Origin of the sequence: Micromonospora sp. WMMD714 (assembly GCF_029581315.1) — a bacterium.
In the GTDB taxonomy this organism is placed as follows: domain Bacteria; phylum Actinomycetota; class Actinomycetes; order Mycobacteriales; family Micromonosporaceae; genus Micromonospora; species Micromonospora rifamycinica.
Genome location: NZ_CP120744.1, coordinates 5,049,931 through 5,072,500, shown reverse-complemented (window position 1 = coordinate 5,072,500; position 22,570 = coordinate 5,049,931). Strand labels below are relative to the sequence as shown.

The 22,570-nt window shown below is 73.7% G+C and carries 17 protein-coding genes and 1 rRNA gene (1 of these 18 cut by a window edge); 9 read left to right on the top strand and 9 right to left on the bottom strand.

Annotated features, from left to right (window positions below):
* Positions 1-47 (bottom strand): 16S ribosomal RNA (locus O7625_RS21630) (it extends 1,468 nt beyond the left edge of the window).
* Positions 48-1,256: 1,209 nt separating this feature from the next.
* On the opposite strand from O7625_RS21630, the gene O7625_RS21625 reads away from it, so the two are divergent.
* Together O7625_RS21625 and O7625_RS21620 are read left to right on the top strand one after the other, a co-directional pair.
* Positions 1,257-2,627, top strand: a complete 1,371-nt coding sequence (locus O7625_RS21625) for a DivIVA domain-containing protein (protein ID WP_282341013.1) — start codon at positions 1,257-1,259, stop codon at positions 2,625-2,627.
* Positions 2,628-2,792: 165 nt separating this feature from the next.
* Positions 2,793-3,539, top strand: coding sequence for a methyltransferase domain-containing protein (locus O7625_RS21620; protein ID WP_282341012.1), 747 nt, complete (start codon positions 2,793-2,795; stop codon positions 3,537-3,539).
* A gap of 80 nt (positions 3,540-3,619) precedes the next feature.
* On the opposite strand, the gene O7625_RS21615 is transcribed toward O7625_RS21620, so the two are convergent.
* Positions 3,620-4,390 carry a nucleotidyltransferase domain-containing protein gene (locus O7625_RS21615; protein WP_282341011.1) on the bottom strand — a complete coding sequence of 257 codons (771 nt, stop codon included), beginning with the start codon at positions 4,388-4,390 and terminating at the stop codon, positions 3,620-3,622.
* A 154-nt stretch (positions 4,391-4,544) separates the two neighbouring features.
* Between O7625_RS21615 and O7625_RS21610 the strand changes: the two genes are divergently transcribed.
* Positions 4,545-5,516 (top strand): helix-turn-helix transcriptional regulator, encoded by a 972-nt coding sequence (locus O7625_RS21610; RefSeq protein ID WP_282341010.1) that lies wholly within the window; start codon positions 4,545-4,547, stop codon positions 5,514-5,516.
* A gap of 234 nt (positions 5,517-5,750) precedes the next feature.
* Positions 5,751-6,701 carry an alpha/beta hydrolase gene (locus tag O7625_RS21605; RefSeq protein ID WP_348773964.1) on the top strand — a complete coding sequence of 317 codons (951 nt, stop codon included), beginning with the start codon at positions 5,751-5,753 and terminating at the stop codon, positions 6,699-6,701.
* Here the strand turns inward: O7625_RS21605 and fxsT are convergent.
* The 7 genes from fxsT to O7625_RS21570 form a co-directional block, all read right to left on the bottom strand.
* Positions 6,695-10,603 carry an FxSxx-COOH system tetratricopeptide repeat protein gene (gene fxsT, locus O7625_RS21600; RefSeq protein ID WP_282341008.1) on the bottom strand — a complete coding sequence of 1,303 codons (3,909 nt, stop codon included), beginning with the start codon at positions 10,601-10,603 and terminating at the stop codon, positions 6,695-6,697. The genes O7625_RS21605 and fxsT overlap by 7 nt on opposite strands.
* The gene (locus O7625_RS21595; protein ID WP_282341007.1) at positions 10,600-11,763 is read right to left on the bottom strand and encodes a TIR-like protein FxsC; all 1,164 of its coding nucleotides are present in this window, start codon (positions 11,761-11,763) and stop codon (positions 10,600-10,602) included. Before O7625_RS21595 ends, fxsT begins: the two co-directional genes overlap by 4 nt.
* Entirely contained in the window at positions 11,750-12,430 is a 681-nt protein-coding gene (locus O7625_RS21590; protein WP_282341005.1) for a TIR-like protein FxsC, read from the bottom strand. The genes O7625_RS21595 and O7625_RS21590 overlap by 14 nt, the downstream gene beginning before the upstream one ends.
* A 74-nt stretch (positions 12,431-12,504) precedes the next feature.
* On the bottom strand, positions 12,505-13,293 hold the full coding sequence (locus O7625_RS21585; protein ID WP_282341003.1) for an AAC(3) family N-acetyltransferase: 789 nt from the start codon (positions 13,291-13,293) through the stop codon (positions 12,505-12,507).
* Entirely contained in the window at positions 13,290-15,611 is a 2,322-nt protein-coding gene (locus tag O7625_RS21580; RefSeq protein ID WP_282341001.1) for an FxsB family cyclophane-forming radical SAM/SPASM peptide maturase, read from the bottom strand. Before O7625_RS21580 ends, O7625_RS21585 begins: the two co-directional genes overlap by 4 nt.
* A complete protein-coding gene (locus O7625_RS21575) occupies positions 15,583-15,756 on the bottom strand; it encodes a hypothetical protein (protein ID WP_282340999.1) in 174 nt (57 codons plus the stop codon). The genes O7625_RS21580 and O7625_RS21575 overlap by 29 nt, the downstream gene beginning before the upstream one ends.
* 96 nt (positions 15,757-15,852) lie before the next feature.
* Positions 15,853-16,755 (bottom strand): DUF4231 domain-containing protein, encoded by a 903-nt coding sequence (locus O7625_RS21570; protein ID WP_282340997.1) that lies wholly within the window; start codon positions 16,753-16,755, stop codon positions 15,853-15,855.
* A gap of 451 nt (positions 16,756-17,206) precedes the next feature.
* On the opposite strand from O7625_RS21570, the gene O7625_RS21565 reads away from it, so the two are divergent.
* From O7625_RS21565 to O7625_RS21545, 5 genes are all read left to right on the top strand, one after another.
* Positions 17,207-19,270 carry a M4 family metallopeptidase gene (locus tag O7625_RS21565; RefSeq protein ID WP_067308635.1) on the top strand — a complete coding sequence of 688 codons (2,064 nt, stop codon included), beginning with the start codon at positions 17,207-17,209 and terminating at the stop codon, positions 19,268-19,270.
* A gap of 169 nt (positions 19,271-19,439) precedes the next feature.
* Complete coding sequence (locus O7625_RS21560; protein ID WP_067308638.1) at positions 19,440-19,865, top strand: TOBE domain-containing protein; 426 nt, start codon at positions 19,440-19,442, stop codon at positions 19,863-19,865.
* Positions 19,862-20,650, top strand: a complete 789-nt coding sequence (modA, locus tag O7625_RS21555; protein WP_282340995.1) for a molybdate ABC transporter substrate-binding protein — start codon at positions 19,862-19,864, stop codon at positions 20,648-20,650. The genes O7625_RS21560 and modA overlap by 4 nt, the downstream gene beginning before the upstream one ends.
* Positions 20,626-21,459 carry an ABC transporter permease gene (locus tag O7625_RS21550; RefSeq protein WP_282347044.1) on the top strand — a complete coding sequence of 278 codons (834 nt, stop codon included), beginning with the start codon at positions 20,626-20,628 and terminating at the stop codon, positions 21,457-21,459. Before modA ends, O7625_RS21550 begins: the two co-directional genes overlap by 25 nt.
* Positions 21,441-22,532 carry an ABC transporter ATP-binding protein gene (locus O7625_RS21545; RefSeq protein WP_282347043.1) on the top strand — a complete coding sequence of 364 codons (1,092 nt, stop codon included), beginning with the start codon at positions 21,441-21,443 and terminating at the stop codon, positions 22,530-22,532. The genes O7625_RS21550 and O7625_RS21545 overlap by 19 nt, the downstream gene beginning before the upstream one ends.
* Positions 22,533-22,570: the final 38 nt, after the last annotated feature.

Here is a 22,570-nt window from a genome sequence, read left to right as displayed (position 1 = left end):
GCACGCCGCCAGCGTTCGTCCTGAGCCAGGATCAAACTCTCCAACAAAAACCTTGTCGAACAGCACATCCTGACAACAAACAAATGTTGCCAAAGGAATCCCAGCCGACCAAACCCGAAGATTCAGCCAACCCGGGGTATAAATCATCATTGGCACTGGCTTATCAAGCACCCTGTTGAGTTCTCAAAGAACAACCACACACCACCCGAAACCCCGCAACCGCAGAGCCCCGACCTGAGGTATCTCATCCACCGCACCTCACGCTCCCGCGCTTGGCACTTTTACTACGTTACCCGGTGGTATCCGCCATGTCAAACCGCTCTGTCGCGATCCACACCACTTCCACCACATTTTCCGCACACCACGAACACCCCGGCTCACACCGGAGACCCTCGTGATTTCCGACAGACCGGCCGCTGCGGTCACCCGCACACTCGCCCGATTTCCTGCCGGCGTCACACACTACCCGGTCGGTTTCGCCCCATCAAATCGACCCCTGGTCGATCCAGGACACCACCCGGACCAGACTCCACCGGAATCGATCCGTGAAGTCGGCACTACACTCCGCGCCCCGGCCTTCAGGGCATTCGCCCCACTTCGTCCGTTCCGCGCTGACAGGGAGAAAGTTACGCGCCGACCGAGAGCACCGTCAAATCGAGCGGACGCTTCCCCGGCCGCGATACCGGTACCACCCGGCGGACTGCGCCTTTCTGCCGCCGGCAGGCCCTCCGACGATCGCCTGGAGCTGGACAAAGACTACTGGGAGGACCGCCGGGTAGGCCGAACGGTCACATCCGGGAGCACGGTTGGCGTCGGCACGGCCGACGTCGGTTCTCCCGAGCCGACAGCGGCGCAGCCGGCCAGGCGTAGAGGCGGCCCTCCAGCCCGACAACGGCGCGACCCCTCCAGGCGGCGGACGACACCACCACGGCCCGTCACGCGGGTCGGCCCGCATCGGGCGCCGACCCGGCCGGCGTGGCCGGCACCGGGGCCGGCGACCGGGCCGGCAGCCGGGCCTGAGGGCACACCGGCCGGGGCGGACGGGGCCGACACCGGGGCCGGCGACCGGGCCAGCGGCCGGTCCAGCGGGCACACCGGCCGGGCCGGACGGTGCCGACCGGTCACCCGGATCGATGCGTGGACCGTACCGGGGTCCGGTCACCGGCGGCACCGGTCGCCGGTAGTGTCTCGCCCCATCGTGGCCCGCGGGGTCACCCACGCGGACCTGGGATCGCCGAGGATGACGGAGGCTGGCTATGTCCACCGGGGAGGAGTCGTCCGCGTCGCGTGACGACGGGACGTCACGGCCGAGCTTCGAGCTCGCGTTGCGCGGCTACGACAAGCGACAGGTGGACCGGTACGTCGAGCAGATGGACAGTGCGCTGTCCAGGCTGACCGCCGACCGTGCCCAGGCGGCCGGCCAGATCCAGGGGCTGACCACGCACATCCAGCGGCTGCAGGCGGAGCTGACCGAGCTGCGCCAACGTCCCACCCAGGTGGACCGGGCGTCCTTCCGCGACCTCGGGCCGATGGTGGACCAGATCCTCGCGTTGGCCGAGAAGCAGGCCGCCGTGATCACCGACTCGGCCGCCCAGCGGGCGAACCAGCTCCAGAGCGAGGCGGAGAAGACGCTCGGTGAGGCCCGGGACCGTACCGCGCAGGCGCTGCGGGACCTGGACGAGGAGTTGTCCGCCCGCCGGGACGAGCAGGAGAAGGCGTACCAGGAGCGGCGGTCGGCGGTCGACGCCGAGCTGGCCGAGATCCGCGAACGGGCCGAGAAGCTGCGGGCCGAGGGGGAGGCCGCCCACGAGCGGGCCCAGCAGGAGGCGAAGCGGATCAGCGAGCAGACCGCCAAGCAGATCACCCAGACCCGGGCCGCCGCCGAGGCGTTGACCAAGGCCGCGCGTACCCAGATCCAGCAGGAGATCCAGGCGGCCCGGACCCAGAGCCAGCAGGAACTGGCCCAGTGGCAGGCCACCGTGGAGCGGGAGGTCGGCGAGCGGCGGGCCGCGGCCGAGCAGGAGCTGGCCGAGCAACGGGCGGCGGCGGAGCGGGAGCTGACCAGTCAGCACAGCGCCGCCGAGCAGCAGATCGCCGCCCTGATCGCCGAGGCACAGCAGTACGCCACCGAGGTCCGTCAGCGGGCCGACGAGCAGACCAGCGGCCAGCAGGAACAGCTGGCCGTGGTGCAGCGGGAGATCGCCGAGCGGCAGAAGGCCCTCACCGAGGCGCAGGGTGAGCTGGAGACGGCCCGCGCGCAGCTGGCCGAGATCCAGCAGGAGGGCGACACCACCGAGCGGGAGCTGGCGCGGGCCCGGCAGCGGTTGGAGGAGGTCCGTCGGGACCTGACCGCCGAGAGCCGGCGGCTGGACGAGGCCCGGCAGGCCGCCGAGAGTGTGGAACGGCACGCCAAGGACGTCCGTGCCCGGGTGCAGCGGGAGGCGAAGCGGGTCGCCGACCTGGCCGCCGCCGCGGTGATGGCCGCTGCCGCCGGGGGTGGCGAGACCGCCGAGTATCCGACCGTGGCGGCCCGACCGGCCGTCGAACCACCGGCCGCCGCCGGCAGCGAGCCGCCGGTCCACGCCGGCAGCGAACCACCGGCCGGCAGGGTGCCGACCAACGCCTGACGGCAGCCGTACGGCCCGGAGCCAAATCGCTGTGCTCCGGGCCGGTGGGGACGTAGCCTGACGGCCCGTCCCCGCGACCCGATCGAAGGTGTATTTCCGTGCCCGTGCTCCGCGTGCCGACCGTCCGCCTCCCGCGTCCGTCCACGCATCCCCGGAGTCACCGACATGGACCTCGATCGTAGTTTCGTCATCCGCGAAGGCGACCTTCGCATCCTCAACCCGTTCGACGCCGACAAGCTCGCCACCCTGGGGCGGGCGATCCGGCTACGCCCCGACGACACCCTGCTCGACCTGTGCAGCGGCAAGGGTGAACTGCTCTGCACCTGGGCCCGGGCACACGGGGTCCGGGGTACCGGCGTCGACATCAGCACCGTGTTCACGGCCGCCGCCCGGCGGCGGGCGGTCGAACTCGCCGTGGCCGACCGGGTCCGGTTCGTGCACGACGACGCCGCCGGCTACCTCCACCCCGTGCCGGTCGACGTGGCCGCCTGCCTCGGCGCGAGCTGGATCGGCGGGGGCGTGACCGGCACCATCGACATCCTGGCACGGGCGCTGCGTCCGGGCGGGATGCTGCTGGTCGGCGAGCCGTACTGGCTACGGGAGCCGCCGGACCAGGAGACCGTCGTCGACTGTCACGCCACCGTCCGGGACGACTTTCACGACCTACCCGGCCTGGTCCACCGGATCCAGGCGCACGGGTGGGAGGTGGTCGAGATGGTCCTCGCCGACCGGGACAGCTGGGACCGTTACGCCGCGGCCCACTGGCTCACCCTGCGCCGTTGGCTGGACGCCCATCCGGACGACGATCTCGCCGGGCGGTTCCGGCAGGAACTGACCGAGGACCCGCTCCGGCACGTCCGGCACCGGCGGGAGTACCTGGGTTGGGGCGTGTTCGCCCTGCTGCGGCGGTGAACCGGCGGTGGCGGCCCGACTCCGGCCGGGCCGCCACCGCCGCCGGGCCACCGCCGCCGGAGCGGTGGCGGCGTGCGCGGTCAGCCGGCGGCGATCTCGTTCAGCACCCGCTGCTGGAACGCGCGGGCCGCGGCGTCGTCCGGCAGCGGTCCGCCCGCGCGGGCGTCGACACAGCGTCGTACCAGCTCCGGATCCCGGCCGAGGGCGATCACCCGGTGGCCGGCGGCGACCTTTGACAACCAGTCGCCGTCGTGGAGCCGGACCAGTGCCCGGCAGGCCCCCAGCACCGCGTCCACCGTCGCCGGGGCGGGGTCGTCGCCCGGCGGGGCGGAGCGGGCCAGCCACCAGCGCAGCGCCGCCACCAGCAGGTCACGGAGGTCACCCGGGGACAGCTCGGCGAAGACCTCACCGGCCGGCGGCCCGGTCAGCGGACGTCCCCGCTGGTGCAGGATGCTGCGGTCCAGGCCGTACCAGAAACGGCCGTCCGCGGCGGGCCGGTCGGCGGGGGTGAGGGTGGCCCGGAACGGCATCCGTGATCCGGTGTTCAGCTCCACCTCGAACCCCGGCTCGGGGGTGCCCGAGCCGGCCACCGCCCGCGTGTAGGCCACCAGTTCCAGGCCCCGTGCCGGGCAGGGCAGCGCCTCGTGCCGCAGCCGGGAAACCAGCTGCTCCCGTGCCCGCCGGGGCAGCGTGTCCCGGCAGACCAGGGCCACGTCCACGTCGCTGCGGCCCGGCCGGTAGGCGTCGAGCGCCACCGAACCGGCGGCGTAGACCCCGACCAGCTCCGGGCCGAGCACGTCCTGCACGGCGGTGACCAGGCCGTCGAGGTAGCGGCGTACGACGGGGTCCATGGCCGCCATCCTGCCGCTGCCGCCGGGCTCTGGCCGGGCCGGGGTCCGGTGCGGCGGGTGCGGCCCGCCGCCCGGTGTGGTCCGACCGGCGGCCACCCCTGGCGCGGACGCCGTCGGTGGGACAGACTTGAGGCCCGACACCGAGGACGGGGGCATGGGCAGCTCCACACAGGACGATGCGGCGACGGAATTCGTGCGGGAACTGACCCACTGGCGGCACCAGCGGGGGATGTCCAAGAAGGAGCTCGCCGAGCGCACCGGCTTCGACCCGTCGTACGTCAGCCACATCGAGAACGGGCGGCATCAGCCCACCGAGGAATTCGCTCGCCGGGTCGAGCTGGTCCTGGACAGCGGCAACCGGATCTGGCAGCAGTACGTGGCCTTCGCCGACAGTCGGGGCCAGGGTGGACGCCGGTCGCCGCTCGGCCCGACCGCGGTTCCGCCACCGGCCGGTTCGCATCTGGTGATCGAGGACGAGCAGGCCTCCCTCTCGTTGGTCGACGGCGTGTACGAGTGCCGGTTCCGACGGGTGCTGCACAGTGTCGGCACCGAGCCGATCACCCGGCACACCGTGCAGATCGACATCGACCGTTTTCCGGATGATCCGGCCCGGTCCACCGCCTTCCACAGCCGTCACCCCCTCACCATCGACGAGGTCGGTTTCCGGGCCACCATCGGCACCGAGCAACCGGAGCCGATGCGGTGGCGGGTCAGTCGCAGCCGGGACGCCTTCCTCAAGATCGTGCTGTTGTTGGACGGCGGGGGCACCCCGGTGCCGCTCTATCCAGGGCAGCGCACCGTGGTGGACTACGCGTACCGGGTGCCGGCGTGGAAGTTCGGCGACTGGTTGCAGCGCGACATCCGGCTGCCCACCCGTAACCTGGTGATCCGGCTCGACTTTCCGGCCGAGACCGGTCCCACCGTCTGGGGCAGCGAGACCTCGTTCACCTCGGAGACCACCGCCGAGGTGCACCCGGACCGCCGCGAGCGGCAGGGTCGGGTCGCGTACGAGTGGGCGGTGTCCCGGCCCCGGCTGCGGGCCCAGTACCGGGTCGACTGGCGGTACGCCGATCCCCGGGCGGCCCTCGTCGACGCTCCGACGGATATCCGACCGTTGGCCTGCTGAGGGCCGCCGCCGGAGCCGGGCCGCCGCCGCCCTCCCGGGGGGCCGGAAGTTCCCCTCGGACCGGCCGACACGGTGTCGTTTCCGACAGATCCGGCCGGTTGTCCCGACTCGGCATAGCGGTGCAGCGGGCGCGACCGTTAGGCTCAAAGGCTGAACGGGGTCGACGACAATATCGTTCCTGATCAATGCGGATTGCGAGTATTGGCTGGTTGTGGCACCGGAAGGCAGGCTGGAGTGACCCGAGAAGGTGAGCCTGGGCCTCGATTCGCCCACCGCGCGGACAACAAGCGGGTGGCGTACGAGGAGACCGGCGCTCCCGACGGGCTCCCCGTCTTCCTGATGCACGGCACACCGGGCAGCCGCCGGGGGCCGAAGCCCCGCGGGATCGTGCTCTACCGGTTGGGCATCCGGTTGATCGCCTACGACCGTCCCGGCTACGGCGACTCCGACCGGTTCGAGGGCCGCGACGTCGCCGACGCCGCCCGGGACGTGGAGGCCATCGCCGACCAGCTGGAGCTGGACCAGTTCGCGGTGGCCGGGCGCTCCGGGGGCGGGCCGCACGCGTTGGCCTGCGCCGCCGACGAGCGACTGCGCAGCCGGGTGACCCGGGTGGCGGTACTGGTGAGCCTCGCCCCGTCGGACGCCACCGGGCTGGACTGGTTCGACGGCATGAACCCCGACAACCAGCGGGGATTCGGCGCCGATCGACCCGACACCGACGCGGTGGTGGAGGAGATCCGGCAGCGGGCCACCCGGGCGGCCGAGGACCCCCGGTTCCTGCTACGGGACCTGATGGCGCAGATGGGTCCACCCGACCGGCGGGCGATCAACGACGCGGCCCTGCGCGGGATCATCTTCGACACCTACCAGGAGGCGCTGCGCGCCGGCCCGTACGGGTGGATCGACGACGTGCTGGCGCTGCGCCGGAACTGGAAGTTCGACCTCGGCGCGATCGACACCACGGCCACGCCGGTCCGCCTCTGGCACGGCGCGGAGGACACCTTCGCCCCGGCCAGCCACGGTCGCTGGCTCGCCCGCCAGATTCCCGGTGCCGAGATCGAGGTGCAGCCGGACGCGGCACACTTCGACGCCATGCAGCAACTGCCGCGCATCCTCCGCTGGCTCACCGGGACGGACGCGCCGGTGGGCACCGACGTGCTCATCGGCGCCCGGCCCGGTCAGTAGGGGTGCGGGTCGAGGACCCGGCGCACGTACCGCCCGTCGCGGAGGACCACCACGCTGGGATGCTCCTGGCCGATCAGGTCGGCCAGCCGGTCGGCCAGCCGCACCCGGCCGATACTCACCACTCCCCCGCTCGTCGCCTGGTGCGCGGTCTCCACGTTGCCGAGGCTGCGCAACGTGTCCGGGTGGTCGGGGCCCAGCGCCGCCGTCAGCCGGTCCACCACGGCCCGGAGCTTGACCAGCCCCTCCTCGTGCTGACCCCGCATGATCGTGAAGACCGCGACGTTGTTGTCCGCCCCCATGCTGAACGGGTGCGCCGCGCCGAGCACCTCACGCAACCCGTCGGCGGCGGCGACGGTGACCGTGAACGCCTCGTCCCGGTCCGCGGTGTCCCAGAGCGCCACCCCCCGGTTGATCCCGCACACCAGCGAGTACGGGTGCCGCGGGCCGAACACCTGGGCGAAGAGCTGCTCGATCTCGATCAAGTCGTGCCGGGCCTGCTCGTCCTGCCCTTCGAGCATCATGTTGGCCGCGCGGCTGAGCGCGGCGAGGAGGGTCTCCGGGTTGGTCGGCCCGAGGCTGGACCGTAGCCGTTCGGTGGCCTCGTCGAGCAGCCGGCCCGCCTCGGCGATCCGCCCGGTGCTGCGCAACGACGCCGCCAGGTTGGCCTGGGCGGTGAGCACCGGCCGGCCGTGCTCGCCGAAGATCCGGCGGTACCCCTCGACCACCTCCCCCAGCAACGCCACCGAACCCTGGTAGTCGCCGATCTCCCGCAGGTCACGGGCGTAGTTGTTGGCGGACAGCAGGGTCCGCGGGTGCTCCGGGCCGAGGACGACCCGCAGGCGGCGGTAGGTGGCCTCGTCGCTGTCGCGCGCCCGCCCGAACTGGCCCATCAGCCGGTGGGAGGCGGCCAGGTTGTTGACCGCGTTGAGCGTCCGGTGGTGGTCCTCGCCGAACACCTCGACACACGCGGAGTGACTGCGCACGTCCCGCTCGAGGGCGTCCTCGTACCGACCGAGCGCCCGCAGGTCCGCCGCGTACCCGCCGGCGGTCATCAGGGTGTAGGGATGGTTCGCGCCGATCAGCTCCTCCTGCTGGCCCAGGGTTTCCTGGTCGAGGCGGAGGGCCTCGGCGAAGCGGCCCAGGCTCCGCAGCAGGTTGGCCCGGTTGAAGCGCAGGCTGAGCAGTTGGATGCGCAGCGTACGGTGGGCGGCGGTCTCCGGGGACAGCCCTTCGAGCATGGTCGTCCAGGTCTTGTCCACCTGGTCGGCATACTGGGCGCCCTGCTCGAAGCCGCCGTTGAGGAAGATGTACCGGACCCGGTCGATGACCAGCTGACGCACCGTGTCGTCGTGGCAGGACACCGCCTCCGAACCGTCCAGGTGCGGCCACAGGTGCCGGTACCCGACCTGGAAGGCCGGATCGTCCACCTCGCCGGAGGGTCGTGAGCCGGCGAGGATCCGGTGCACGTCGTGCTTGACCTCCCGTAGCTCCGGTTCGGGCATCCGGGACCGCATCGCCGCCTGGAGCAGCCGGTGGATCTGGACCCGCTGGGCGTGCAGGTCCACCTTGATCAGCGCGAGCCGGTTGATCCGCTGAACCAGCGCGGCCGCGATGTCCCGCTCCGAGACCCGGTCGGTGACCTGGGCGGCGACCAGCGGATCGTGCGGGGCGATGACCTTCGCCACCTGGTCGCCGTAGAGCAGGTCGAGGGCGATGTCCGGGGCGAGCACCGAGCCGAGCTGCAACAGCCGGTAGGCGCCCGGGGACTGCTCCCGCAGACCGTCCAGCGAACGGCCCCACACGTCGCTGTCCGGACCGGTCCGCGCCAGGCCGGCCAGGTAGGTGGCGACCGAGTCGGGGCTCTCCGCCAGCCAGGCACCGGCCAGCGCCACCAGGATCGGGACGTCCTCCACCGCCTCGGCGACCTGCTGTGCCTCGGCGACCGTCATGCCCCGTCGGCCGGTCCGACCGATCAGGTGGGTGACGCTCTCGCCCCGCTGGAAGGCCTCCACGTCGACCGCCCGCGCCAGGTCCCCCCAGTCCGGGTTGCGGGTGGTCACCAGCACGTGCCCCTCACCGTGCGGGAGGAAGTCCCGGACGTGTTCGTACTGGTCGACGTTGTCGAAGACGACCAGCCAGCGACGAGGGGGCTCGTCGGCACTCCGCCGGCCGCCGTGGCCGAGCCAGTCCCGCACCGCCCGGATGTTGTCCGGCACGTTCTGCAGGTCCGGCAGGCCGAGCCGCCGGCCCAGGTCGGCGAAGCGGATGTCGATGAACTGCGCCGGGTCCGCGTCGATCCACCAGACGACGTCGTACGCGCCGTGGAAGCGGTAGGCGTACTCCATAGCGAGCTGGGTCTTGCCGATGCCCGCGCCGCCGCGCAGCGCCACCGGAACCCGCTCCCGCGCCGCCGTCTTCAGCTCCTCGCGCAGCGCCAGCAGCAGCCGGTCCCGGCCGGTGAACCGGACGTTGCGCGCCGGGGCGTAGAAGACCAGCGGCTCGACGCCCGGGTACCGGGTGGCCGGCACCGGCCGGTCGCGCCCGTCGGAGGGGCGTCCGACCAGCTCCCACACCTGTTCGGCGGCGGCGGTGGCGCCCCGCTCGTAGACGGTGGCCCAGCTGCCCGGCGGGGTCTCCACCGACGGGGTGGTGTCGTCCAGGTGCAGGGCGAGCACGGGGGAACCGGCCTGCCGGACGGCCCCGCCCGCCGCCCGGCGGGCGGCGAGGTAGGACCGCGACACCAGGTGCAGCTCGCGGGAGGCCGCACCGGCCGGCGGCGTCGCCGGGACACCCAGCGGGGTGGCCAGCACCCGCAGGTCGACGGCGTGCAGCGCGGACTGCGTCCACTCCGCCCAGGCCTGGTCCTCCGGCGCGTAGCGCAGCACGATCAACTCGTCCACGATCACCGGCTTGCGCTCGAACCGCTGGACGGTCTGCCGCCGCAGCCCGTCGTCCATCCGGGGCAGGCCGGTGACCGCGCCACCGGTGATGTGCCGGGCCAGCGCCTCGTACGCCGACAGCAGCCCGCGGCTGCCCGGCACGTCGCCGAAGGTCGCCAGGGTCTCCTCGTAGGCGTAGTACGCCCGGTAGGGCACCTCGACGGAGAGCCAGTAGTCCTGCCGTTCCAGCTCGGTCATGCCGCTGGGCAGCCCGACGAACCGCTGCATGGCCAGCGCCCGCCCGGCGTCGGTCTTGATCTTCTCGCCCTCGTCGACGCGCATCGGCACCGGCAGCACCCGGCGGGCCCGCCGTCCCTCGTAGCCCCGGACCCGGGCGGCGACCGTGGCCGCGCCGTCGATGCCCTGGTCGCTGAGGGTGAAGCAGTCGACCAGCACGTCGGGCAGGTGGATGGTGCAGATCTCGGCGACGTCGCTGATCCCGGTGCGGCTGTCGATCAGGGTGAAGTCGTAGTGCCGCTTCATGTCCGCGCGCAGCGCGTCGAAGAACTGCGCCCCACCGAGCCGGTTGTAGAAGTTGTCCCAGTTCAGCCCGGTGACGCTGGTCGCGTAGTCGGGATTGTGCCGGCCGGCGAGCAGCAGGTCGAGGGTGCCGCCGCCGGGGAACTCCCAGGTCACCGAGAAGGCGTACTTGTGGACCCGGGCGTACTGGCGGTGCCAGTCGCCGGGGCGGGTGTCCCCGCCCTCGGTCCGGCGGCGGACGTTCTCCCACTCGTACTCCAGGATCAGGTCCATCACGCCGCCGGTGGAGGCGACCTGCTCCGGGTCGAGGAACGGCGCGAAGAACCGGTGCAGGCCGGGGGATTCCAGGTCCCAGTCGGCGACGAGCACCCGGTGGCCGTTCGCGGCGAGGATCCAGGCGGTGTTCGCCAGCGCCATGGTGCGACCGGTGCCACCCTTGTACGAGTAGAAGGTGACGACCTGGCCGTCGCGGGGTGGAGTCATCGTTCTGCCTTCCCTCGCCGTACGTCGAACGGTCCGGCCGGCCCCAGGCTCGGCTTCGGATCGTGCGGGCCCTCCGGCGGGTCGACCGGACCGTGCCGGAGGAACTGTTTGCGCGCCTCGGTCACCAGCAGCGGCGCACAGCGCTCGAACTCGTCGATGGTGCGTACCGGCAGTACCCGGGGAAACCTGGCGTCCTGCAAGCTACCGGCGATCGCCTCGGGTGTCGTTTCGCCACGCGCGTGGTCGGCGGCGATGACGAGCGGGACCACCCACGGCGGCAGCCCGTCGAGGGCGGCGCGGGCCGCGTCCACCCCGACCCCGGCGTCCACCAGCACCACCGCCGGGCTGCGCGACGCCCGGTCCCGGGCCTCGGCCAGCTCGACCACCCGGGTGGGCAGCCCCAGCCGCTCGGCGGTCGCGGCCACGTAGTCGGCCACCGCCAGCTGGTGCTGGTCGCCGTACGGTCGCCAGCGCGCCCGGTCGGCGGCGAGCGTGGTCACCACCAGGGCGGTGCCCGGCCCGTCCGGGACCGGGCCGCTGGTCAGCGCCGCCGCCCGGGACGGCGCGAGCGGTTCGTGCTCGGCCACCGTGACGATCCGGTCGGCCAACGCCCCGAGCAGGCTGCGGTACTGCGCGCGGTAGGCGCTCAGCTTGCACAATGCGCGCAGCCCGTTGTCGGCGTAGTCGGCGCGGTCGTCGGGGTCGCCCACCAGCTCCAGCGCATGGACGGTCTCCGGACGGTCCTCCCAGGACGGCAGCGGCATCCAGAGCACCGGCAGCACGTGCCGCTGCGCCCGCGCCGCCGGCAACCGGACCAGCCGGCTGCGGAAGGACTCCCGTTCGCCCAGCGCCCATGCGTTGCGGAAGTAGTTCGGTGAGTAGAGCGGCACGAAGACGTGCGCGAGGCTCAGCGCGTCGGTGAGCATGCGGCGCAGGTCGACGCCGGGGCTGACCTGGCCGTCGAAGAAGCCCGCCTCGATCTCGGCGGCCCGGCGGGGATGGCCCCGGACCGCCTCGACGAGATCGTGGAAGAACTGGCCGACCCAGTAGTCGGTGTCCGGCCGGGCGGCGTCCGACAGCGGGACGGAGTGCGCGTAGCTGAGGAAGAAGTAGGTCTCCTGCCCGGCGACTCCGGCCGGGACGACGTCAGGCCAGCTCATGCCCGTCCTCCTCGAACCGGTCGTGCAGCAGCCGCAGGTCGGTCGGGACCATCGCCTCGACCCAGTGCGTGCGGTACGCCCGGGCGATCCGCTGGGCCAGCCGCCACACCACCGCGTCGTAGGCGTCCTTGCCGTTGCTGCCGAGGCTGAGCAGACCGTAGATGCCCTCCTCGTGGTACTGCGGGGCGATCTCCGAGGGTAGCCGGGTGGGGGTGAACATCTGCCGCCGCGACACGACCGCGGGCACCTGGGGACGTTCCACCACCGACCAGTTGACCGGGATCACCGGGGTCTCCCCCGCCGACGGTTCGGCGCCCGGGCGGGGTCGGGCCGTCCGCCGGGTGAACGCGTTCCACTCCCGGGCGCACCACTCGCTGCGCAGGTACTGCGGTGAGATCAGCGGAATGAAGACCTGGCAGTGGCCGGCGGCGAAGGCGAGGTCGTCGGTCCACAGCTGTCCCCCGTCGAGCATCCGGTCCATGAAGCCGGCCGTCCGGCCCGGACCCAGGCCGAGCAGCTCGACGACGTGGTCGGAGAGGTCGACGAAGAGCTGGAAGACCTTCTGGTTGGTGTCCCGTGGCGGCGCCCCCACCCGGTTGCGGCTGCGGGCATAACTGAGGAAGAACACGGGGGCGCTCTCGTCCTCCCGGAACTGATCCTCCGCCACCTACCGCTCCCGCCCGGTGTCGCCGCCCCCGGCCGACCACAGTATCGACAGGGGCCAAACCCGCGCTGTCCCGTTCACGCCAGTCGGTGCTCATCCATCCACTCCCGAGCGACGTCGACGGCGCGGCGCAGCCGGACGCGACGGCCGTCGGCCGCGCCGACCGGCCCGCACCGTACCGACCCGCCCGCCACCACGGCCGCGCCGATCAGCGGGAAGTCGCTGTCGTCGAGGTGCGGGGCCTGGAAGTCCCGGCGGATCCGCCGGCCCGCCGGGTCGCGGACATAGCACCGGTACGCCCGGCGCGGCGCGGGCCGCCGGCAGCGGTACTCGGCGAGGTGGAACGCCGTGCACACCGACCAGTCGACACCCAGCAGCAGCACCAGGGCGTCGGCGGCGTACAGCGCCCCCAGCGGCGACCGGTCGCCGAGGTGGCAGTCCAGGTCGTGCCGGGCGGTCAGCGCCGCGGCGGCCGGGCCGAACGCGGCGAACGAGGTCTGCGGGTGGGCGCTGCGGCGGGCACCGGCCTGCCGGCGGACGTGCTCGGCGAACACCCCCATCCCCTGCGCCGGGCTGCGCGCCGGGTCGAACGGCTCGATGGCCGCCTCGACGGCGGCGGCCCGGGCCGGGGTCAGCCCCGCCGTGGCGGCCCGGAACGCCGGCGAGGTCACCGAGTTGCCGGCCGTCTGGGTCGGCACGACCACGGTGCCGTCGTCGCCGAGGACGTCCCGCAGCGCCGCGAGCAGGGTGGCCGGGCCACCCGGGCCGGGCCGGACCCGGGACAGTGCGCTGTGCACCAGCACCGTCGCGCCCGCCGGCACCCCGAGCGCCCGCAGGTCGGCGGCGAGGGTGGACCGGCCGGTCACCGCCAGTCGTCCAGGGTGGCGCGCAGCCGGCGGACGAACCGTTCCCCGTCGACGGTGAGGCTGCCCAGGTCGAGCAGGGCGTCGACCGCCCCGTCGGTCCACTCCCGGTAGCGGCGGAAGTGCGCGGCCGCCGCGCTGCCCGGCCGGTGCCGCCACACGTCGGCGACGGCGAGGTGCGCGTAGACGCCGTGCAGCGCGCCCTCCACCGGGCGGGGGTCGTCGCGCCAGGGCACCCGCAGCCGCCGGGCGTCGGCGGGGTCGAACAGCTCACAGACGTCGAGGACCGCGTCGAGCTTGAGGTGCTGCACCTCGTGGACGAGCAGCACCGCCAGCGCGGCGTCGTCGACGACCGGCGTGACGGCCACCGCGCCGAACGCGGACCGGGCGGCGGCGCTGCGGGACCGGCCGGTCGGGTCGGGACGCAGCGGCACCACGGCGCGCAGGAGGGCACGGACGCCGGCCGCGTAGCCGACGGCCTCGGTGTCGAGGCGGTGCACCGCCCGCCGCACCTGGCGGGTCCAGCGGTCGGCGACCGCCGGGGTGAGCCGGGCGGCCACCGCCAGGTCGAAGCAGTCCCGGTCCGGGTCGGTGTCCTCCAACAGGACGGGCCCGCCGTCGGTGTGCACCGTCCGGGTCGGCTGCCACCGGTCCGGGTTCGGTTCGGCCCCCGGGCGGACCCGGACCCGGCGGCGGCCGGCCCGCAGCTCGACGACACCGCCGGAGATGACGACGGGCACGGTGTCGGCACCGGCGTCGACCACGATCGCCCCGAGCGTCGGCAGGTGCACGGCGCCGGCCCGTACCGGCAGCACGAGGTCGACGTCGACACCGGCCCGGACCGCGGCGGCGGCGGCCACCGCGGCGAGGTGGGGCAGCTCACCGGTCGCGCCGGCCCGGCACCGCTGCGCCCACCGCCGGACGAAGGGGTGGCCGAGCACCCGGTCGACGGCCTCGGGCGCGGACACGTCCAGGTTCACCAGGAGACGCCAGCCGGCCGCCGCGACCGGGTCGGCGGCCGCCGCCGGGCTGAGCGCGACGGTCAGCGCCCGGGTGATGCCGTGGTGGACGGCGGCGAGGTGGGCCACCGATTCGGCGCTGCCCCGGCCGGAGCCGAGGTCGTCCAGGACGGCGGGGGGCAGGGTGTCGACCGGGCGGTCCCCCTGCGGGTCGGCCGGGACGGCCGTGGCCCGGATCAACGCGGCCAGGTCGGCGCAGTAGGCCGACGGGTTGTCGAAGCCGGTGCCGGTCCGGTACCGGTGGGCGAGCAGACCGCCACCGCACCGACGGACCAGCGGGCACGATCGGCAGGTGGCGCAGAGCCCCGCCATTCCGGACTGCCGGACCACGATGCCGGGGTGGGCCGCCGCCTCGTCGACCCGGTGCCGGAACACGTCCAGGCCGGTGGCGGCAGCCCCGTGGAAGGCGGACTTGAGCGAGTCGACCTGCTCGAAGGTGCCGTCGGTCTCGACCACCACCAGGTCCACCGGGGCGAGCCCGACCGCCTCGGTGGCGGTGCTGCCGCCGGTGGCGGTGGCCAGCAGCGACTCCAGCAGCCGGATCGGCACCGGCTGCCCGTCGGCCAGCCAGGCCCGGTGGATCGTCAACAGCCAGTCCGCGTACGGGGTGGCGGCCCCGTCGGGTCGGGCGGGTGGCCGGTCCCAGTTGGCGTGCGGCAGCAGGAAGTCGATCGCGGGCGGGTCCTCGGCGAGCAGTGCCCGGTAGACCCGGATCGGGTCGTTGGCCAGGTCGACGGTGCACAGCAGCCCGGCGTAGACGCCGCGGTACTCGGGACGACGCATCAGCGCCAGCGCCCGTCGCACCTGGTCGTGGCTGCTCGCGCCGTTGGCGTACCGGCGGTGCCGGTCGTTGGCCGACCGGTCGCCGTCCAGGGAGATGCCCAGCCCGATGTCGTGGGTGACGAGGACGTCGGCGATCTCGGGGGTGAGCAGCACGCCGTTGGACTGCATCCGCAGGTCGAGGCGGGCCACCGGGCCGATGGCCCGCCGCAGGGTGACGGCGGCGGCGGCGATCCGGGCCGCGCCGGCGAGCAGGGGTTCCCCGCCGTGCAGGACCACCCGTACGGCGGGGAGCCGGTGGGCGGCGGCGTGCTCGGCGATCCGCCGGGCGGTGGCCTCGACCGTGTCGGACGTCATCAGCCGGGGCTGACGACGCCACGACTGGTCGGGGTGCTCGTAGACGTAGCAGTGGTCGCAGGAGAGGTCGCACCGGCTGGTCAGCTTGAGGACGTACTGACTGAGCGGGGCGATCGTTCCCGCGGGCGCGGCGGCGTCAGAGGTGCGAGCTGAAGGCGGCGACATCGACCCGGGTCGGGTGTGTTGCCCGATGATCGTCGATGCGGGCCACGGCGTTCGCCCGGTCGACCGGAATGCGGCCGAGCGGCGTGCGCCGCAGGTCGCTCAGCGGCGTCGGGAACGGATCGGACGGGGTTTGGGTGCGGTCCACGTCGGGCCCCCATCTGTGTCGGAGGTGGACGAACGTCCGTCCACGTCGACGGCCAATCACGGATATCGATGATGCTAGTCGCCACGACCCGTGATGTCACTGCTGCGCAGCGCCGTCTTCCTCGATCATTTTGGCCATCCAGGCCGCGTTGGACTGGGCGATGATCCGTTCGGCCTCGGCCACCAACGCGTCGTCGTCGCTCCAGCCGTGCCCGGCCGCCCGGGTCAGCCGCAGCCGGGTCAGCTGGTCGGCCGTCCGGGCGTACTCGAGGTGCTGTTGCTCGTAGCGTTGGGCGGCCCCGTAGCCGACCAGCGCCGTGGTGACCACCGCGGCGACCCCCACCCAGGCGGTCAGGCCCAGGCCGTCACCGAGCACCCCGGTGACCGCGGAGAGCAGGGCGACCAGGACGGTCAGCACCGTCGCGGTCCGGCCGATCCGGGCGGCGGACCGGCCGGCCCGCCGCGCGGCCGGCAGGTAGTAGCCGTCCACCTGCCGCTGCACCCGTTCGACGAGGTAGCTCGGCACGTCGGTGACGGCCGGCAGCGGGCGGTCGGCCGGCGGGTCGTCCAGGGTCTGCCCGACCAGGTCGCCGGCGTCCGCCATCAGCAGGTCGTAACGGCGCAGCAGGACGGCGTCGGCGTCGGCGTCGGCATAGGGGGCGGCGCGGGCGAGGTAGCGGTACAGTTCCGCCTTTGACGCCTCGGAGACCGCCCGGAGCCGGGTCCAGGTGGCCACCGCCTCCCGGGACGACCAGCGCCCGGCCACCGGCACCAGCAGCAGCGACGCGCCGGCGACGATCGCCAGCACCCGGCTGGCGGCCGGCGCGGCCGTCGCCAGCATCGCCGCCGCGGTGCCGGCGACGGCGGCGACGGCGGTGAGGGCGGCGACCAGCCGTCGCCCCCGGGTGATCCGTCGCTTCACCCGTTCGGCGGCCTGCGACCAGAGTGCCTGCCTCCGCCAGACCTGGGTGGCGGCGAGGGTTCCGTCGATGTCCGGCACAGCCGCATGGTAGGCGATCGGCGCCCGCCCGGGTCGTGCCCACCGGGCCGAGCACGACGGACATGACGACGTTGTCGTACTGCTGGCCGACCGGGCGTATGCGCAGCCGCCGCGCGTTCCGGCGAACACCCTCAACTGGGACGGCCGGCCGGAAAAGATCCAGCGGGGATCACCTGTTCAGGGCGGGGCGCACGACCACCGTTCATCGATGGGCAACAGTGGTTTCGACCACCCGACCGAATGGTTGCCCCGGTCAACCCATTGATATGGATCTCCACCCGTGTGATCGTGCCTCCAGCGGTCGCCAACCCCCGGCGACTCGTGACGGACGGTCACCCCCACCGGGCCCGCCGGCAGCCCGGAGACCCCCCGTCACCGCCATGCCTCAGCGCAGCACCGGCGCCGCGACCCCACCGGGCGCGGGCGCCGCCCGAGAACAGGAGCACCCCCCTTGAAGCTCTCACCCCGCCTCGTCGCGCTCTCCGGCGCGGTCGCGGCCGGTCTGATCGCCGCGGGCACCACCGCCGCGGTCCAGGCCGCGCCGGCACGTCCCGCCCCCGACCCGGCCCAGGCCCGCGCCACCGCCACCGGCGCGGCCGCCGCACTCGTCGCCAGCCGCCCCGGCTACCTGCACGCCAGCGCCGACGACGCGTTCGTGCAGCGGCCGGTCATCTCCTCCGAGGGCATCCAGTACGTGCCGTTCGAACGCACCTACAAGGGTCTGGCCGTGATCGGCGGCGACTTCGTCCTGGCGACCACCGCCACCGGGGAGGTCAGCTACGCCTCCGTCGCCCAGCAGCAGAGCATCGGCGACCTGTCCACCACGCCGAGGCTCACCGCCACCGCGGCCGAGCGGACCGCCCGCGCCCTGCTGCGGAAGGTCACCGGCGTCGAGGGCACCACGCTGGTCGTGCACACCCTCGGCGCCCGACCCGCACTGGCCTGGGAGACCACCGTCACCGGCACCGGCGCGGACGGCCCCAGCCGGCTCACCGTCGACGTGGACGCCGTCACTGGCGTGGTGCTCGGCACCCAGGAGCACGTCATGCGGGGCACCGGCACCGGGGCGTGGAACGGCCCGGTCACCCTGGCCACCACCCAGTCCGGCAGCACCTACTCGCTGAAGGACCCGGGCACCACCAACCTGAGCTGCCAGGACGCCGCGAACAACACGACCTTCTCCGGCCCGGACGACGTCTGGGGCAACGGCACCGGCACCAGCAGGGAGACCGGCTGCGTCGACGCGCTGTTCTCGGCGCAGACCGAGCACAAGATGCTGTCGCAGTGGCTGGGTCGCAACGGCGCGAACGGCAGCGGCGGCGCGTGGCCGATCCGGGTCGGCCTCAACGACCAGAACGCCTACTACGACGGCAGCCAGGTGCAGATCGGCAAGAACACCGCCGGGCAGTGGATCGGCTCGCTCGACGTGGTGGCCCACGAGATCGGCCATGGCATCGACGACACCACCCCCGGCGGCATCTCCCGGGGCAACACCCAGGAGTTCGTCGCCGACACCTTCGGCGCGGCCACCGAGTGGTTCGCCAACGAGCCGTCCACCTACGACGCACCGGACTTCCTGGTCGGCGAGAAGATCAACCTGGTCGGCAGCGGCCCGATCCGCAACATGTACAACCCGTCCGCGCTGGGCGACGCCAACTGCTACTCCAGCAGCATCCCGGGCCAGGAGGTGCACGCGGCGGCCGGCCCCGGCAACCACTGGTTCTACCTGCTGGCCATGGGCAGCAACCCGACCAACGGCCAGCCGACCAGCCCGACCTGCAACAGCAGCACGGTGACCGGCCTGGGCATCCAGAAGGCCATCAAGATCATGTACAACGCGATGCTGATCAAGACGACCAGCTCGTCCTACCTGAAGTACCGCACCTGGACGCTGCAGGCCGCCAAGACCCTCTACCCGGGCAGCTGCACCGAGTTCAACACGGTCAAGGCCGCCTGGGACGCGGTGAGCGTGCCCGCGCAGTCCGCCGACCCGACCTGCACCGGCGGCACCCCGACGCCCACCCCGACCGCGACCTCGACCCCGACGCCGACCCCCACCTCGGGCGTCTGCTCGGGCCAGAAGCTGACCAACCCCGGCTTCGAGTCCGGCGGCACCGGCTGGACCGCCACCTCGGGCGTGATCACCTCGTCGGCCAGCCAGGCCGCGCACGGTGGCTCCTACAAGGCGTGGCTCAACGGGTACGGCTCGACCCACACCGACACCGTCACCCAGTCGGTGGCCATCCCCGCCGGCTGCCGGGCCACCCTCTCCTTCTGGCTGCACATCGACACGGCCGAGTCGGGCAGCACCGCGTACGACAAGCTGACCGTCAAGGCCGGCGGCACCACCCTGGCGACGTACTCCAACGTCAACGCTGCCAGCGGCTACGTGCAGCGCAGCTTCGACGTCTCGGCGCTGGCCGGCGGCACCGTCACCATCTCGTTCAGCGGGGTGGAGGACAGCAGCCTGCAGACCTCCTTCGTGGTGGACGACACCGCGCTCACCCTGAGCTGACCCCGCACCGCCGGCAGCGGCCGGTCGTCGCCACGCGCGACGGCCGGCCGTCGGCGTTCCGGCCGCCGCATGTCGCCCGCAGATGCGATCCTCTCCCGACTTCCAATGGTGTCGTTGCGAGGGCTGATCACCCTTCCGGCCCGCACCTGCGAGCCGCTAGGGTAACCGGGTGAGTGTCTTCCGGATCCGCGAGGCCGCCGAGTTGCTCGGCGTCAGCGACGACACCGTGCGGCGCTGGGTGGACGCCGGCCGGCTGCCCGCCCAGCGGGACGCGCACGGTCACCGCCTCGTCGACGGCGTCGACCTGGCCGGCTTCGTCCGGGCCCAGTCCGCCGGGCCGGACGAGGGCGCCGAGTTCTCCTCGGCCCGCAACCGGCTCCGCGGGATCGTCACCGCCGTCGTCCGGGACACCGTGATGGCCCAGGTCGACATCCAGGCCGGGCCGTTCCGGATCGTCTCGCTGATGAGCCGGGAGGCGGTCGACGAGCTGGGGCTCACGGTCGGCTCGGTGGCCGTCGCGGTGATCAAGTCGACCACCGTCGTGGTCGAGCGACCCACCCCGGTCGGTGCCGCCAGGGGACGGAGCCAGCCGTGAGCCGTCCCGCCCGCGCCCTCGCCGGCCTGCTCGCCGCGACCGTCCTCGTGCTCGCCGGATGCGGTGCCGACACCCCGGCACCGGCCGCCGACGGCGACCCGACCGGCACGGTGACCGTCTTCGCCGCCGCGTCGCTGACCGAGTCGTTCACCGCCCTCGGCCGGCGGTTCGAGGCGGACCACCCGGGCACCACGGTGACCTTCAACTTCGCCGGCAGCTCCGCGCTGGCCACCCAGATCACCCAGGGGGCGCCTGCCGACGTCTTCGCCTCCGCCGCCCCGAGGAACATGGCCACCGTCACCGACGCCGGCCACGCCGCCGGCACACCCGCCGTCTTCGCCCGCAACCAGCTCGTCATCGCCGTACCCGAGGGCAACCCGCAGCGTGTCGCCGGGCTGGCCGACCTGACCCGGCCGGGGCTGAAGGTCGCCCTGTGCGCCGCCCAGGTGCCGTGTGGGGCGGCGGCGACCACCGCCCTGGATGCGGCCGGGGTCCGGCTCACCCCGGTCACCCTCGAACAGGACGTCAAGGGGGCACTGGCCAAGGTGAAGCTCGGTGAGGTCGACGCCGCCCTGGTGTACCGCACCGACGCCCGGTCGGCCGACCTCGACGTCGACGGCGTCGAGTTCCCCGAGTCCGCCCGCGCCGTCAACGACTGTCCGATCGTGGTGCTGGCCGACGCGCCGAACCCGACCGCCGCCCGGGCCTTCGTCGAGCTGGTCCGTTCCGCGCCCGGCCGGGCGGCCCTCACCGACGCCGGATTCCAGCCGCCGTCCGGCTCGTGAGCCCGCGCACCCGGCGGCGGCGCGGCACCGGTCAGCGGGTGCCGGTGGCGCTGCTCGTACCCGCCGCCCTCGGCCTGCTGTTCCTGGTGCTGCCGTTGGGTGGCCTGCTGCTGCGCACCCCGTGGACGTCGCTGGGGTCGCGGCTCACCGCGCCCGGGGTGCTCACCGCGCTGCGGCTGTCCGTCCAGTGCGCCACCCTAGCCACGCTGCTCTGCCTCGCCCTGGGCGTACCCCTGGCCTGGTTGCTGGCCCGGGTGGAGTTCCCCGGCCGGCGGCTGGTCCGGGCACTGGTCACCGTGCCGCTGGTGCTGCCGCCGGTGGTCGGCGGGGTGGCGCTGCTGCTGGTCCTCGGCCGGCGCGGGCCGCTCGGCGGCTGGCTGGACGCCACCTTCGGGGTCACCCTGCCGTTCACCACCACCGGCGTGGTGCTCGCCGAGGCGTTCGTGGCGATGCCGTTCCTGATCATCGCGGTGGAGGGGGCGCTGCGCGGCGCCGACCACCGCTACGAGGAGGCCGCCGCCACCCTGGGCGCCGGCCGGTGGACCACCTTCACCCGGGTCACCCTGCCGCTGGTCGCCCCCGGCATCGCCGCCGGGGCGGTGCTGTGCTGGGCGCGGGCGCTCGGCGAGTTCGGCGCAACCATCACCTTCGCCGGCAACTACCCGGGCCGGACCCAGACCATGCCGCTCGCGGTCTACCTGGCCCTGGAGACCGACCTGGAGGCCGCCGTCGTACTCAGCCTGGTGCTGCTCACCGTCTCGGTGGTGATCCTCGCCGGGCTGCGCGACCGCTGGATCACGGCTCCGTGACCGGCCCGCTGCTGGACGGTCACCTGGTCGTCGACCGGGCCGGTTTCCGGCTGGACGTCCGGCTGCGGATCGCCGCCGGTGAGGTGGTCGCGCTCCTCGGCCCGAACGGGGCCGGCAAGACCACCACGCTGCGCGCCCTCGCCGGGCTGCACCCGCTGACCGCCGGCTGGCTGCGCCTGGACGGGATCGAGCTGGACCGCCCGGACGCGCGGCGGTTCGTGCCGCCCGAGCGGCGACCGGTCGGCGTGGTGTTCCAGGACTACCTGCTCTTCCCGCACCTGACCGCCCGGGACAACGTCGCCTTCGGGCTCCGGCGGCAGGGGCTGCCCCGACGGGCCGCCCGGGAGCGGGCCACCGCCTGGCTGGAGCGGGTCGGCCTGGGCGCGCACGCCGGGCGGCGACCCCGGCAGCTCTCCGGCGGGCAGGCCCAGCGGGTGGCGCTGGCCCGGGCGCTCGCCGTCGACCCGACCCTGCTGCTGCTCGACGAGCCGCTCGCCGCGCTGGACGCCGGCACCCGGCTGGACGTCCGGGCCCACCTGCACCGCCACCTCACCGACCATCCCGGGGCCGCCCTGCTGGTCACCCACGATCCGCTGGACGCCCTGGCGCTGGCTGACCGGTTGGTCGTCGTCGAGGACGGCCGGGTGGTCCAGGAGGGGGATCCCGGCACCGTCACCACCCGGCCCCGCACCGAGTACGTGGCCCGGCTGGTCGGGCTCAACCTGTGCCGAGGCCGGGCGGACGGCCGGCGGGTCCACCTCGCCGACGGGTTCACCGTCCCGACCACCGACCGGCTCACCGGGGACGCCTTCGTGGTCTTCCCGCCCACCGCCGTCTCCCTGCGCCCGCAGCGACCCGACGACCCACGGACCGACGGTGGCCCGCCGCACGGCTGGCCCGCGACCGTCGCCGGGGTGCACCGGCACGGGGACCGGCTGCGGGTGCGGCTGACCGGGGCGGTCTCCGCCGCTGCCGAAGTCACCCCGGCGGTCGCCGCCGGGCTGCGGCTGCTCCCCGGGCAACAGGTCTGGGCGACCGTCCAGGCTACCGAGGCGCGTGCCTACCCGGCCTGACTGGCATCCGGTCGGCGGCCGTGGGCGACACGCTGACT

Excerpts from the sequence above, each read along its gene's own strand:
- O7625_RS21625 (WP_282341013.1), top strand. The coding sequence starts at position 1,257 with ATGTCCACCGGGGAGGAGTCGTCCGCGTCGCGTGACGACGGGACGTCA.
- O7625_RS21620 (WP_282341012.1), top strand. The coding sequence starts at position 2,793 with ATGGACCTCGATCGTAGTTTCGTCATCCGCGAAGGCGACCTTCGCATC.
- O7625_RS21615 (WP_282341011.1), bottom strand. The coding sequence starts at position 4,390 with ATGGACCCCGTCGTACGCCGCTACCTCGACGGCCTGGTCACCGCCGTG.
- O7625_RS21610 (WP_282341010.1), top strand. The coding sequence starts at position 4,545 with ATGGGCAGCTCCACACAGGACGATGCGGCGACGGAATTCGTGCGGGAA.
- fxsT (WP_282341008.1), bottom strand. The coding sequence starts at position 10,603 with ATGACTCCACCCCGCGACGGCCAGGTCGTCACCTTCTACTCGTACAAG.
- O7625_RS21595 (WP_282341007.1), bottom strand. The coding sequence starts at position 11,763 with ATGAGCTGGCCTGACGTCGTCCCGGCCGGAGTCGCCGGGCAGGAGACC.
- O7625_RS21580 (WP_282341001.1), bottom strand. The coding sequence starts at position 15,611 with ATGTCGCCGCCTTCAGCTCGCACCTCTGACGCCGCCGCGCCCGCGGGA.